General features: G+C 37.4%; 11 protein-coding genes and 3 tRNA genes. 8 read left to right on the top strand and 6 right to left on the bottom strand.

The genetic code is table 11. The annotated features are described in order from the left end of the window. The first annotated feature begins 97 nt into the window (after positions 1-97). From WC623_RS17285 to WC623_RS17275, 3 genes are all read left to right on the top strand, one after another. The gene (locus WC623_RS17285) at positions 98-1,048 is read left to right on the top strand and encodes a heavy metal-binding domain-containing protein (protein ID WP_372853349.1); all 951 of its coding nucleotides are present in this window, start codon (positions 98-100) and stop codon (positions 1,046-1,048) included. Between the two features lie 73 nt (positions 1,049-1,121). Next, complete coding sequence (locus tag WC623_RS17280; RefSeq protein ID WP_372853347.1) at positions 1,122-1,328, top strand: hypothetical protein; 207 nt, start codon at positions 1,122-1,124, stop codon at positions 1,326-1,328. Beyond that, positions 1,325-2,308, top strand: coding sequence for a cation diffusion facilitator family transporter (locus WC623_RS17275; RefSeq protein ID WP_372853345.1), 984 nt, complete (start codon positions 1,325-1,327; stop codon positions 2,306-2,308). The genes WC623_RS17280 and WC623_RS17275 overlap by 4 nt, the downstream gene beginning before the upstream one ends. A gap of 246 nt (positions 2,309-2,554) precedes the next feature. Here WC623_RS17275 and WC623_RS17270 read toward each other — a convergent pair. The 4 genes from WC623_RS17270 to WC623_RS17255 all read right to left on the bottom strand — a co-directional run bounded on the left by WC623_RS17270 (position 2,555) and on the right by WC623_RS17255 (position 5,086). After that, positions 2,555-2,628 (bottom strand) — tRNA-Pro (locus WC623_RS17270). Positions 2,629-2,679: 51 nt separating this feature from the next. Then, positions 2,680-2,756: transfer RNA gene (locus WC623_RS17265), tRNA-Pro, on the bottom strand. Positions 2,757-2,847: 91 nt separating this feature from the next. Next, positions 2,848-2,934 (bottom strand) — tRNA-Ser (locus WC623_RS17260). 70 nt (positions 2,935-3,004) lie between these two features. Continuing rightward, entirely contained in the window at positions 3,005-5,086 is a 2,082-nt protein-coding gene (locus WC623_RS17255; RefSeq protein ID WP_372853343.1) for an HD family phosphohydrolase, read from the bottom strand. Positions 5,087-5,434: 348 nt separating this feature from the next. Here WC623_RS17255 and WC623_RS17250 point away from each other — a divergent pair, with 348 nt between their 5' ends. The 5 genes from WC623_RS17250 to WC623_RS17230 all read left to right on the top strand — a co-directional run bounded on the left by WC623_RS17250 (position 5,435) and on the right by WC623_RS17230 (position 12,056). Next, positions 5,435-6,613, top strand: coding sequence for an acetyl-CoA C-acyltransferase (locus WC623_RS17250; protein WP_372853341.1), 1,179 nt, complete (start codon positions 5,435-5,437; stop codon positions 6,611-6,613). A 3-nt stretch (positions 6,614-6,616) separates the two neighbouring features. Next, positions 6,617-7,540, top strand: coding sequence for a hypothetical protein (locus WC623_RS17245; RefSeq protein ID WP_372853339.1), 924 nt, complete (start codon positions 6,617-6,619; stop codon positions 7,538-7,540). A 275-nt stretch (positions 7,541-7,815) separates the two neighbouring features. Continuing rightward, complete coding sequence (locus WC623_RS17240) at positions 7,816-9,588, top strand: peptide MFS transporter (protein WP_372853337.1); 1,773 nt, start codon at positions 7,816-7,818, stop codon at positions 9,586-9,588. A gap of 83 nt (positions 9,589-9,671) precedes the next feature. Continuing rightward, positions 9,672-11,225 (top strand): peptide MFS transporter, encoded by a 1,554-nt coding sequence (locus WC623_RS17235; protein ID WP_372853335.1) that lies wholly within the window; start codon positions 9,672-9,674, stop codon positions 11,223-11,225. A 102-nt stretch (positions 11,226-11,327) separates the two neighbouring features. Beyond that, the gene (locus WC623_RS17230) at positions 11,328-12,056 is read left to right on the top strand and encodes a polyprenol monophosphomannose synthase (RefSeq protein WP_372853333.1); all 729 of its coding nucleotides are present in this window, start codon (positions 11,328-11,330) and stop codon (positions 12,054-12,056) included. Here WC623_RS17230 and WC623_RS17225 read toward each other — a convergent pair. Both WC623_RS17225 and WC623_RS17220 read right to left on the bottom strand, forming a co-directional pair. After that, positions 12,037-12,555: a YdeI/OmpD-associated family protein gene (locus tag WC623_RS17225; protein WP_372853332.1), complete on the bottom strand. Its 519-nt coding sequence runs from the start codon at positions 12,553-12,555 to the stop codon at positions 12,037-12,039. The genes WC623_RS17230 and WC623_RS17225 overlap by 20 nt on opposite strands. 217 nt (positions 12,556-12,772) lie before the next feature. Further along, positions 12,773-13,636, bottom strand: coding sequence for a TIGR02757 family protein (locus tag WC623_RS17220; RefSeq protein ID WP_372853331.1), 864 nt, complete (start codon positions 13,634-13,636; stop codon positions 12,773-12,775). Positions 13,637-13,641: the final 5 nt, after the last annotated feature.

Genomic DNA, 13,641 nt, shown 5'->3' with positions numbered 1-13,641 from the left:
GAAAAATGGGAAACACCAATAGCCACTCCTATTTAAATGAAGCTGGAGGTATTGGCAAGTGGGTTTCAAAATTGATCCTATAAAATAATTTAGAAAGATGAGAACAGTAATAAATACATTGTTGAGTCTAACAGTTTGCTTAATAACATTATCAGCCTGTAACAATACAGAAAATAAAATAAACAAAGACATGACAACACACCAGCACACAGAAAAAGAAAGCGTTTACGCTTGCCCAATGCACCCTGAAGTAACCGGAAAACAGGGAGAAAAATGCCCTAAATGTGGTATGGATTTGAAAGCAGTTAATCCCGAAAATACAGCTGCGTATGCGGTACAGTTGACCACATCGCCTCAAAATGTGGAAGCAGAAAAACCAACTAAGTTGATGCTTGCTGTTAAAAAAGAGGAAAAAATTGTATCCTTGGATATTTCACACGAGATGAAAATTCATTTGATGGTGGTAAGTGAAGATTTAACCTGGTTCCGCCACATCCATCCAGAAGAGCAGAAAGACGGTACTTACGTAATCTCAGAAACATTCCCCACTGGCGGAAAGTATTTGCTGTTTACTGATTTTAAACCGAGCGGTGGAGAACAAACTTTGAACAAGAAGGAAATTGAAGTGCAAGGAAAGAGTAGTCCAGTTAATAATGACGTTTCGACAAAATATATCTCAAAAGTTGATGGATATACTGTAACCCTGACCAATGGAAGTGATTTTAAAACCAACAAAACACAACATTTGGAAATTTCCATCGAAAAAGACGGAAAGAAATTAATCGAAAATGATTTGCAACAATATTTAGGTGCATCTGCTCATATCGTAATGATTGGCAAGGTAGGTAAAGAGTTTCTGCACATCCATCCAGTATCAGACAGCCGTTTTCCAGTTTTTGCACAAACACACATCGAAAAAGCTGGAGTTTACAGAATGTGGGCTCAGTTTAAAATAGACGGAAAAGTTCATACCGCAGATTTTACCGTTGATGTAGCAGAAGGAAAGAAAGGCGAAAACGAAGAAAAATCACACGCACATCAACACTAAATTTCCTAAAACCAAAGGATGAAAACCATTGTGAAAAATATGGTTTTACCTATATCGGACAAGGTTATTATGCTTGGAGGAAGAATCTGGATTCGTTGAACTTAAAACAGAAATTCATAAGGTTGATTTATTTAACCTTGTGAATTTGTTTCAACCTGGTTATTTTAAAGATAAAACATCAGATTTAGGAAATTATTATGGCATTTATCAAGTGAAAAAACTAGTTTTTCAAACCAGAAAAGAAATCAGTTTTTGGAATTTTATTATAAAAGAGAAATGACACATCAACACAATCACAACGATAAACACGACCACAATCATTCACACGAGGGACACGACCATAATGATGAACACAAAGGGCATGATCACTCAAAAGACAATGCTCTATCCTTCGCCTTTTGGCTCAATCTGGCATTTTCCATAGTTGAAGTAGTTGGTGGTGTTTTAACGAATTCAACAGCCATCATTGCCGATGCTTTTCACGATCTAATGGATGCTGTTGCAATCGGTATTGCCATACTTTTAGAAAAATTATCGGGTAAGAAACGAAGTGTAAAATTCTCTTACGGCTATAAAAGATTTTCATTATTATCCGCATTGGGTTTATCTGTATTTCTGCTTGCAGGTTCGACAACGATGATTTTCGCAGGATATCATTCATTCTTTTCAGAAAAAGAAGTTCATAGTATAGGGATGTTAGGGCTGGCATTTCTTGGGCTTGCCGTAAATGGCTTTGCCTTCCTTAGAATTAAAAAGGGCGGTGGGCATAGTCATCACGGACATAGTCATGGTGGACATAATCACAACAGTCAATCCATAATGCTACATTTATTGGAAGATGTTATGGGTTGGAGCGCAGTTTTGATTGGCGCTGTGATTATTTACTTTACTGGTTGGAATTGGATTGACGGCTTGTTAACCATTAATATTGCCTTATATATAGGTTTCAATGCAGTTAAAAATCTGATTGCCACGGTGAAAGTGATGTTACAATCCGTTCCTGAAAATGTGGATGTAACTCAATTGACAGAGGTACTCAATCAAATCGAAGGAGTAACCAATATTCACGATGTACACATCTGGAGTTTGGATGGCATTTACAATGTAGGCTCTGTACACGCAGTTACAACAGATGTGATTGTAAAATCTGAGCATGATATTATGAATAGAATCATCCAACTGATGCAGAAATACAACATCCAACATCCTACCGTTCAAATTGAACCCAGCACCAATAATTGCGAATTTAAAAACTGTTAAAAAATGGCTTATGTATAAAATAGATTAGATACTGGGTAATCCAGATAAAATTAACCCCGTGGTTGACGCGGGGTTTTACCTTAATTATGTTAACAACACTTAGCACAAAAGATTCGAATGGATGGCTGTTATTGTCAGTAATGAAGGCGATAGCCAATAAGCTTAACATCTATTGATATTGCATAAAGCAAAAAGGCCTTAAATCATAGATTTAAGGCCTTTTCTTCAGAATGATAGTTCTGTTTGTCGGGGTGGCAGGATTCGAACCTACGACCTCCTGCTCCCAAAGCAGGCGCGATACCGGGCTACGCTACACCCCGAAATGGTATCTGTTTTTACTGGTCAATATTTAATTACTCTTCCAAGTAATTTGGTCGGGGTGGCAGGATTCGAACCTACGACCTCCTGCTCCCAAAGCAGGCGCGATACCGGGCTACGCTACACCCCGAACTTGGTATCTGTTTTCCCCTTTTTCGAAGGGAGTGCAAAGAAACAATTTATATTTGATAAATCCTACTTTGACTTCTTTTTTATTTCAGCGGAGGAAGAGGGATTCGAACCCTCGGTACCGTTGCCAGTACGACAGTTTAGCAAACTGTTCCTTTCGGCCACTCAGGCATCCCTCCGATTTTACCTCATCATATCCGTGTTGAGGGAGTGCAAATATAGTAATTCATTTATGTTTGCAAAAAAAAATTACAGAGTTTGTTGATAATCTATTCGCACATGATAAATACTCATCAGCATCGTCTTGAATATCAACTTTATAGTCTCAATATCTTTTAATGTAATATCGCAGTTGTCTAACTGATTTTGTTCCAATTTGTAGTTAATTATCCGTTCAACCAGGTCATTTATGCTCTGAGCATCCGGATTTTTTAGACTTCTTGACGCCGCTTCCACCGAATCCGCCAACATTAAAACACCAGTTTCTTTAGAAAAAGGAATCGGTCCAGGGTACCTGAAAATATTTTCGTCCACAAACTTTTCCGGAGAATTCTTTAAAAATGATTGATAAAAATAATCAACCCGGGTATTTCCATGGTGTGTTCTGATAAAATCAATCACACTTTCCGGCAGTTGGTGTTTACGAGTAATTTCAATGCCCTTATGAACGTGCTTAATAATAATCTGAGCACTTTGCTCATAAGGCAATTTATCGTGCGGACTAAGCCCTGTATTTTGGTTCTCTATAAAGTATTGTGGGTTCTCTATCTTACCAATATCATGGTACAATGCTCCTGCCCTTACCAATAAGGAATTCCCTCCTATTTTAAAGATAGCAGCCTCAGCAAGATTAGCTACCTGCAAAGAATGTTGGAAAGTACCAGGTGCTTTAAAAGCAAGTTCTCTTAACAACCTGTTATTGGTATTGGTAAGTTCTATCAAAGCAATATCGGATGTAATACCAAACATCTTTTCAAAAGCATAAATCAATGGGTAGGCCAGCAGTGACAACAAGACACTCACAATGAATGGCACAAAATTAAGCCATTCAATTTGTGTTAATGAACCTTCCCTTAGTAGGGATATTCCAAAGAATGAGATAAAATAGGCAGATAGAATAAATAAAGCAGACAATAATAATTGCTCACGCTTTACTAAATTCCGAATACTATAAATGGCAACCATACCAGCTGTGACTTGATAGAACACAAATTCAAAACTATTTGGCACAAAGAATCCTGCAATAAGTACAACCAATAAATGTAGGTACAGGGCAAGTCTGGTATCAAATAATATCCTGATAATAATGGGTACTATACAAAATGGTATGTAATAGAGACTAGGCAAATTAAGCTTAATGGCCCATGTTAATGCTAAAAGCATGGTAGTAATAACCAACAGAATCAAAGAAAGCTGCCTGTTATCTGCAAAAATATCTTTTCTGAACAGTTTAAGAAATACCATCAGCAGGCTCACTATAAAGCCTACCAACAGGATTTGTCCAAAGTAAACAACCTTACTATCCCCTATAGTCTTAGTCTGAGCTTCATAAGCTTCTTTAAATGAATATAATTTCTGATAGGCCTCATCGTCAACCACATTGTCTTTTGATATGATCAACTCCCCTTTTTGAACCATCCCTCGGGTAGTCGACAAACTGCTTACCGTACTATTCTGCACAATCGAAGTAAGCTTTTCATCAAAAATAATATTAGGCTGCAAGTGATCTTCAACAAGGTTTTCAATCACTTCTTTTTCTTTTAAATTGGTCGATTTAAAGTTATTCTTGAAATAGGCAAGTGCCGATTGTACAGTAAAAACATCCTGCGTATTTACAGTTTTGGAAATATTATTATTCAGGAGTGAGAAATCATAATTTCCAGATGGACTTTTCTGGTGCCTGATATTTACAGCAATGATGCCTTTATCATAGATAGTCTTTAACAACCTGAATGAAGATTGCTTATAACTGGCACTCTCGTTCTCAGGAAAGGCATTAGATCGCCATTTTACATCGAATTCAATTAAATAGGCTTCTTCAACAACATTAAACAAGTCCCTGTTAAATTTATAAATTGGTAAAACATTGTCCAGCGCATCTTTTTTGTCTATGATTACTTGTGGACTAGTTTTCAGAATAGCGAAACTAAATGGTGACACCAGATCCTTATTCTTCCAAACAGTTCCTTTCTCAAACTCATACCTAAACCTGGGTTGTTTAGGTAAAAACACCGTGATAATCAAAACTGAAAGTACCATCATCACATATTTAATGTTTGATGAATACTTCCTGTAAAGTACTTTATGAGAATTCTTTCTGATCTTAGCCAAAGCGATATAAGTTGATTATAATTCAAAAATAATATAATTTCATCAGTATATCCTATTTTAATGGTTGGCGAGCATTCTGACATACAATCAAACCTTAATTGTATATGTTAACCCAGATACTTCGACAAAAGAATAAACAGCTTTTATACTTTAATCAAAATATAGATAATATTAACCCGGTTCAAACTATATCCTAACTATATGATTGACCCTGTTATCACCCTGTTTAGACCCTGTTTGCACCCTGTTTAGATATAGTATAACTTGAAGACTGCTAAATTAGCTCCAAATTAACACCTATACCTTGTAAATACTTAACTTTGCTAAGACTAACTTAAAAAAACATTAATGAAAGAAGTTGTAATTGTATCTGCTGTACGTACCCCAATAGGGAGTTTTGGCGGCTCATTATCTGCTTACTCTGCTACTCAGCTGGGAGGATTTGCAATTAAAGCCGCTATTGAAAAGGCTGGAATTAACCCAGACGATGTTCAGGAAGTTTATATGGGCAATGTTTTGTCTGCCAATTTAGGCCAGGCACCTGCTACCCAGGCGACAAAGTTTGCGGGTCTGCCAGACCTGCCTTCAACAACCATCAATAAAGTTTGTGCATCAGGGACCAAAGCAATTATGCTGGCTGCACAGAGTATTGCATTGGGCGACAATGATATTATTGTTGCTGGTGGTATGGAAAGCATGAGTAATGTACCTTATTACCTGGACAAAGCTAGAAATGGCTATCGCTTAGGTCATGGACAGATCACTGACGGGCTGGTAAAAGATGGGCTATGGGATGTTTATAACGATTATCACATGGGTACTGCAGCCGAATTGTGTGCCAAAGAATGTGGCTTTAGCCGCGAAGAACAGGATGCTTTTGCCATCAGTTCCTATAAAAAATCACAGGCAGCACAAGCAAATGGCAAATTCGATTCTGAAATCATTGCAATTGAAGTGAAAGACCGCAAAGGTAATGTTACACTGATTGACAAAGATGAAGAGCCTTTTGCTGTTAAATTTGATAAAATACCTGATCTTAAACCTGTATTTCAAAAGGACGGAACAGTAACCGCAGCAAATGCCTCTACTTTAAATGATGGTGCTGCTGCTTTAGTATTAATGAGTGCGCATAAGGCTAAAGAACTTGGACTAACACCTATGGCTAAAATTCTTGCTTATGCTGATGCACAACAAGCTCCGGAATGGTTCACGACAGCTCCTTCTAAAGCCATCCCTTTGGCACTTATAAAAGCAGGAAAAAACATAAACGAAGTAGATTTTTTCGAAATCAATGAAGCATTTTCTGTAGTTTCACTGGCAAATAATAAAGAACTAAGACTCAATGATGAAAAAGTAAACGTTAATGGCGGTGCTGTTTCATTAGGTCACCCACTGGGTGCTTCCGGAGCAAGAATTGTAGTTACCTTATTATCCGTTTTATCACAAAACAATGGCAAAATCGGCGTAGCTGGAATTTGTAATGGTGGTGGCGGTGCAAGTGCAATAGTTATAGAAAACCTAAATTAAATCATGAAGGCTTTAAAACCTTTGATCATACTTTTTACACTATGCTGTGCAGCAACGAATATCTCGGCACAGCATAGTTATAACCTTAATAACACAGCCCAGTTTAAAGCTTATCAAGACTCCCTCCTACGGATTAGTGATGATATATATAATGCGACAAACAATGAAGATCAGTCTTTTGCAAATGCAAAATTCATAAAAACATTGGTAGCCGCATTAAAAACACCTTCATCTTTTAACTTTCCTTTTGACTCCTTAAAAAGAATCTCTATCCTGAAATCGCCGGATAATTCATTGCGGATTTTTAGCTGGCAATTACCTCTTTCAGATGGCACATATAGATTTTTTGGTAGTGTACAAATAGCTACAAAAGACGGAGAGCTTAAAATGTTTCCACTTATTGATGGCACCAGTAACATAAAAGATATCAACCTGATTACTGATCATAAAAACTGGTATGGCGCACGTTATTACGACATAATTCCGGTTAAAGGAAACGGCAAACAACCATTCTACATATTGTTAGGTTGGAAAGGAAACAATGCCAAATCATCAAAAAAGGTAATAGAGATACTTTCTTTTGATAAACTGAATCAACCTATATTCGGTAAGGATATAGTTGATGGTGTAAAAGGACAAGCCATTAAAAACAGGGTTGTTTTTGAATACAACAAATTAAATTCTATGACCCTCGCACTAGATAAAAGTGTAGGAATGATCGTATTTGATCACCTCGCACCTTTATCTCCTGAAATGGAGGGCAACTTTGAATTTTATGCATCTGATCTGAGCTTTGATGCATATAAACTTGTTGGTGGCCGACTAAAGCTGGTAGAAAATGTAGAGTTGAAGAATGAGCCCAGTAACAATGATGAATACTATATAGATCCTAAAGACAAACAAATTAAAGCTACTAAAAAGTTTTAACGAATATGTTACAAGCGCAATAAGCCCCTAAAATTTGTGAGTTTGCCTTAGTGTACCTATCTTGCGCGATGGTTTATAGGGTCAATAACTCATTAGACCGCTAAAAGCAATGTTTAGACCTAAAACAAAACACAGATTAACAGGTATATAAAATACACAAAGACATTATTGGCATATGAAATTCAATTGCCAAGTGATCAGAAGCTGCATAAAAAACAAGAAATAATAAATACTGAATAACAACTAACTAAACTTCATTACACAAAAAAACTAATATGAATACACAAAGTTTGGACACACCAAATAACTTTTTCGAGAGTAAGGTGATGGGACATCCTTCGGGATTGTTTGTACTTTTCTTTACGGAAATGTGGGAGCGCTTCTCTTTCTATGGGATGAGGGTTTTATTGATTAACTTCCTTACTACCGCTGTAATATCAGGCAGCCATTTCTCTGGTTGGGGTTGGGGAGCAGAAAATGCAGGTGCTCTTTATGGAACTTACGCCATGCTTTTGTATATCACACCGATTTTTGGTGGTATCCTTGCCGATAAATACCTAGGCTATCGATGGGCTGTAGTGATCGGAGCAGCAGTGATGACACTCGGGCATGCTTCAATGGCTATAGAATCGCCCGTTTTCTTATATATTGGACTAGCTTTATTGGTTATCGGTACCGGATTCTTTAAACCAAACATGACCTCTATCCTATCTCAAATGTATAAAGACTTCCCTGAGAAAAAAGACGGCGCCTATACTATTTTCTATATGGGTGTTAACGCTGGTGCATTTTTCGGGATGATGCTTTGTGGTTACCTTGCAGAAAAAATTGGCTGGCACTGGGGCTTCGGTTTAGCTGGTGTATTTATGTTTTTAGGTACATTACAATTCTGGCTTGCTAAACCTATATTTGGTAATATTGGTGATAAACCAACTAAAGCTTCGAGATTAGCGGCTGATAATGCGAGTAAAACTTCTACAAACGAAGAAGATAAATTAAATCCATTTACATTAACAGATAAAATCCTGATCGGTATTACTACCTTAATCGGTTTATTATATGCATTTGGTGATCCATTGCATAAAATAGGTCATATCAACCTGTTCCCATTTGAATTTAATGGAATGCAGGGACAAACGGTAGTGGTTGTTGTAGGGCTTTTATTGTTCCTCCTTCTAGTTATCTCTCGTTTAATTCGTTATACAAAAGTTATCCGCGACCGTATGATTGCGGTAATCATATTCGCTTTCTTTACCATCTTTTTCTGGATGTCGTTTGAACAAGGTGCATCTTCACTGGTTATATTTGCCCGTGATAATGTTGACCGCACGCTTCAAGGAAACTCTTTAATAATATTTAATATAGTAAATACACTATTAACTGTAGTTCCGTTAATTCTGATCTCTTATGTAGTAATCAAGCTTTCTCAGCAAACTTTCAAAAAGGCTCCAGGCTCTAACATTGCACAATTTGTATGCTTTACCTTTATTTGGGGTATAGTGATCTGGATGCTTTACCGTGAATTTACAGCAGAAACTTCTGAGATAACAGTTTCGTGGTTCTCTATCATGAACTCATTCTTTATCATCGCTTTCGCTTCTGTAGTTTCTAAAATTTGGGACAGTAAGTACAATCCACCAGCAGCTGTAAAATATGGTATGGGCTTAATCATCATGTCATTAGGCTTCGGGTTGTTGGCATTTGGTTCTCATGGTGTAGCTGAAGGTGTTAAAGTATCTATGATCTGGCTTGTTCTGGCTTATCTATTCCATACATTGGGTGAATTATGTTTATCTCCTGTTGGATTATCATATGTTTCTAAACTGGTACCAGCACGTATGATTGCATTTATGTTTGGTATGTGGTACCTGGCTATTGCAATTGGTAATAAATTAGCTGCCATCATTGGTGGTCAAATTGAAAACATCACTAAAGAATACTCACTATCCACGTTCTTCCTGATTTTCACCGTCGTACCGATGGTTGCAGGAGTTCTGGTAATGCTATTACATCCATTACTTAAAAAGCTGATGCACAGCGTAAGATAAAACCAACGAGAAAATATTAAAAGTCTTTAGAGCACATTCTAAAGACTTTTTTATTTTTACATTTATATTCTAAAAAAACTCATATGACTGATCGGTTGTCATTAGCAGAGATCCAGGACTTTAAAGGAAAATACCCTAAACAACTCTGGTCACTCTTCTTTTCTGAAATGTGGGAGCGCTTCTGCTTCTATGGAATGCGCGGAATGCTTACCTATTTTATGGTAACACAATTGTTTATGAATGATGTAGACGCCAACTTACAATACGGCGCGACACAAGCATTTGTTTATGCCTTCACCTTCATTGGTGGCTTGTTTGCTGATAAAATACTTGGGTTCCGCAAGTCTTTGTTCTGGGGCGGTATCCTCATGATTGTAGGCAGCGGCATTTTAGCTTATGATCCACATCAGTTCTTTTTCCTGGGTATTAGCTTTACAGTTGTGGGTACTGGTTTCTTTAAACCCAATATTTCTACCATGGTTGGAAAACTTTATAAATCAGATGATTCCCGTAGAGATGCAGGATTTTCAGTGTTTTATGCAGGAATAAATATTGGAGCTCTGCTTGGTGGATATGCTTGTATTACCATTGGTAAAGAGTATTCATGGCATCTGGCATTTGGCCTGGCTGCTATTGTAATGACCATCAGCTTAATTACTTTCCTTTTTACTCAAAAAAGTTTAGGTCCTATTGGACTACCTCCTGGTCAAGATGAAGAGGTAACAGATGTTAACCTGATAGGTATTGATGATAAAGTACCTACTGAACCAACAATCATACAACGCAAAGCAAGCAACAGAAAATGGTACGATTATGCCGTTTATGTAGGTTCATTAGCCATCATTCCTGTAATCATGATCATGGTTGCCAAGACTCAATATACAGACTGGTTTATGTACATTATTGGCCCTGCTACATTACTGTACTTGTTTTTCGAAATGACACGGTATAGCTGGGCAGAACGTAAAAAGCTCATTGCTGCCTTGATATTTATTATATTTTCAATTTTATTCTGGGCATTTTTTGAACAATCTGGAGGATCATTAAGTCTTTTTGCCGCCAGAAACTTGGATAACACTTTATTGGGTGTTGTAAAACTAGACCCCAATGGAGTTAACAACTCTGCAAACTCATTCTTTGTGATCATTTTCGCATTCATTATCAGTTTGATCTGGATCGGATTAGCAAAGAAAAAAATAGAGCCTAATACTGTAATTAAGTTCGGTCTTGCCTTTTTATTCCTGGCCGGATCATTCTTCATTTTCTACACCACCAGATTCTTTGCAGATGAGAACGGTGTTTCATCATTGGATGTGTTTACAGTTGCTTACCTGGTGATGACCTTAGGTGAACTTTGTTTGTCACCTATCGGGTTATCCATTATGACCAAATTATCACCTGTAAAACTGCAAGGAGTAATGATGGGTATGTGGTTCCTTGCCAGTGCTTATGGGCAGTATGTTGCTGGTTTGCTAGGTGCTGGAATGGCTCATGCAAGTGAAAATGACACCCCTACACAAAAGCTTTTAAGTTATACTGAAGGCTATAAACAGTTGGCAATTTATGCACTTATTGCTGGTGTAATTCTAATAATCATCTCTCCAGTAGTAAAAAAACTGATGCAGGAAGTAAAATAAGACTCCCAAAAAAGTCATTTAACAATATTTAACCCTTAGCAGACCATTTTGCTAAGGGTTTCTCATTTAGAATCCATAATTTCGCATATTAATTATATTTCCGTGTCAGATAGCTTAATCATAATTCCAACATACAACGAAAAAGAGAACATTGAAAAAATCATTCGAAAGGTTTTTTCATTGAATGACGCGTTTGAGATTTTAATTATTGATGATGGTTCCCCCGACGGTACTGCAGACATTGTAAAAAGTTTACAGGCGGAATATCCCTCCTTACATATTGAAGAACGCAGAGGTAAACTTGGTTTAGGCACAGCCTATATCCACGGTTTTAGATGGGCGCTAGAACGTCCCAAATATCAGTATATATTTGAAATGGATGCTGACTTCTCTCATAACCCTGAAGATCTGATCCGCTTAAAAACGGCCTGTATAAATGGTGCTGATGTCGCTATAGGTTCACGCTATGTAAATGGTGTTAATGTGGTAAACTGGCCAATGAGCAGAGTCCTGATGTCTTATTTTGCTTCTATGTACGTAAGATTGATTACACGCATTAATATCCAGGATGCGACTGCAGGATTTAAGTGCTACACACGCAAAGTTTTAGCCACCATTCCTCTCGATAAAATCAGATTCGTAGGTTACGCTTTCCAGATAGAGATGAAGTTTACGGCTATTAAATACGGCTTTAAAGTCGTTGAAGTTCCTATAATATTTACCGATCGTACAGAAGGTACTTCCAAAATGAGTACCCGTATTTTCAGAGAAGCTTTTCTTGGTGTGATCCAGATGAAAGTATCTAGCTGGTTCAGGAAGTACGATCGCTAGGCTTACCATCCCGCATCATCGTACCAAAATCCCAGCCCTTATCCATTGCAGATACAATCTTGACAATACGCTTGGTTCTTGTAGGTTCTGTTTTAGCACTATTGAGCCAGTTGATGTACCAATTTTGATGTGATTTAGGCTGTTTTAAGAAGTTTTTAAGTAAATGAGGTTCATCTGCCAGGCAAATCTGCAAATCCTCCGGCATTTCGATTTTAAAGTCCTTATCCTCCTCCAATGCTAAAGCCAACACAGCACCCAAATCCTTCTTTAATTTTTTCCGAAGCGTAGCGTTCAAAGCCATGATAAAATCTCCCCCACCCATCGGAACCAATGAAATACCCGCAATATCAACCTGATCTAAATTACCTCGTACCCTAAAACTCTTTTTACAATCCGCCTTGATCTCATTAGCAATCGCCTGTGGAATGAAAACATAAGTCCAGCCAGACTTCTCACCCATTTCGGCAAAACGTTCTATTTCAGCTTTGAAAGTGACCATCTGAATCTAAAATTAAGCATCTAAATCTGACACAAAGAGAGAATTCTAAAAATTGCTCTCTGAAGATAAAGCTATGGTTTTTCTGCATCCAAAAAAAGGGATTGTTTATTGAGGACATAGGAAAATTTTGCCTTCTTTCAAGGCTAAAGGTTCCGGTCCGAATATAAATAATCCCTTTTTCTATATTCTACATAACTAAAACAAAAATCACAATGTTTTAAAACTTCTCCTCAACCCCTAACCCAAACAAAGCAAAGTCATATTTAACCGGATCCAAAGGATCCAACTCCCTCAGTTTAACTGTTAATTCTACAGCAGTCTTCCAATCTGTTTGCTTCCGCCCTATCATGCCCAATCTACGCGCTACCCTATCCACATGCACATCACAAGGACAAATCAAATCAGCAGGTTTAATAGATCTCCATATCCCAAAATCTACCCCCTTATTATCCTTCCTTACCATCCATCTCAAAAACATGTTCAATCGTTTACAAGTCGACTTCTGCATTGGTGAAGAGACATGTTTTATCGTGCGTCTCGGATAATCTGGTAAAGAGAAGAAATACGACCTGAAATAATTAAGCGAACGTTCAATTTTAGGCACCTGATCATTCAGCTCAGTAAGCATACAGCTAGAAGAAGCATAACTTCCATCATAATTACCGATAACCTGATCTGTTAAGAAATCCGTTTGAAACATATCTCCCGGAGGCAAAAAAGCAGCTTCCAAACTATCAAAATTCTGATAATGATGTTGAAAAAACGACACAAAATATAAAAGGTCAGTATCGTTAAAAGTCCTGTGTTTAAAGCCTAGTAGCCTTTTCAAATCCCCATCATCATGATGTAGCATAAAATTATGCGGGTCATTATCCATTCTGGCAAACAGCTCATTACATTTATTGATAATGGTTTTACGTTGCCCCCAAGCCAAAATTGCCGCAAAAAATGCGGCAATTTCGATATCTTGTTTCTTACTAAACTGATGCGGAATACAAATCGGATCGTTTAGAATAAAGTTGGGTCTGTTGTATTGCTCAACTTTAACGTCCAGAAAGTCCTTAAGTTCTAAAAATTCCAATATTA

Origin of the sequence: Pedobacter sp. (genome assembly GCF_041645105.1) — a bacterium.
Classification (GTDB): domain Bacteria; phylum Bacteroidota; class Bacteroidia; order Sphingobacteriales; family Sphingobacteriaceae; genus Pedobacter.
Note: the sequence above shows the minus strand (reverse complement) of the source record. Positions and strands in the feature narration are given on the sequence as shown.

Excerpts from the sequence above, each read along its gene's own strand:
- WC623_RS17235 (WP_372853335.1), top strand. The coding sequence starts at position 9,672 with ATGACTGATCGGTTGTCATTAGCAGAGATCCAGGACTTTAAAGGAAAA.
- WC623_RS17250 (WP_372853341.1), top strand. The coding sequence starts at position 5,435 with ATGAAAGAAGTTGTAATTGTATCTGCTGTACGTACCCCAATAGGGAGT.
- WC623_RS17245 (WP_372853339.1), top strand. The coding sequence starts at position 6,617 with ATGAAGGCTTTAAAACCTTTGATCATACTTTTTACACTATGCTGTGCA.
- WC623_RS17225 (WP_372853332.1), bottom strand. The coding sequence starts at position 12,555 with ATGGTCACTTTCAAAGCTGAAATAGAACGTTTTGCCGAAATGGGTGAG.
- WC623_RS17240 (WP_372853337.1), top strand. The coding sequence starts at position 7,816 with ATGAATACACAAAGTTTGGACACACCAAATAACTTTTTCGAGAGTAAG.
- WC623_RS17275 (WP_372853345.1), top strand. The coding sequence starts at position 1,325 with ATGACACATCAACACAATCACAACGATAAACACGACCACAATCATTCA.
- WC623_RS17285 (WP_372853349.1), top strand. The coding sequence starts at position 98 with ATGAGAACAGTAATAAATACATTGTTGAGTCTAACAGTTTGCTTAATA.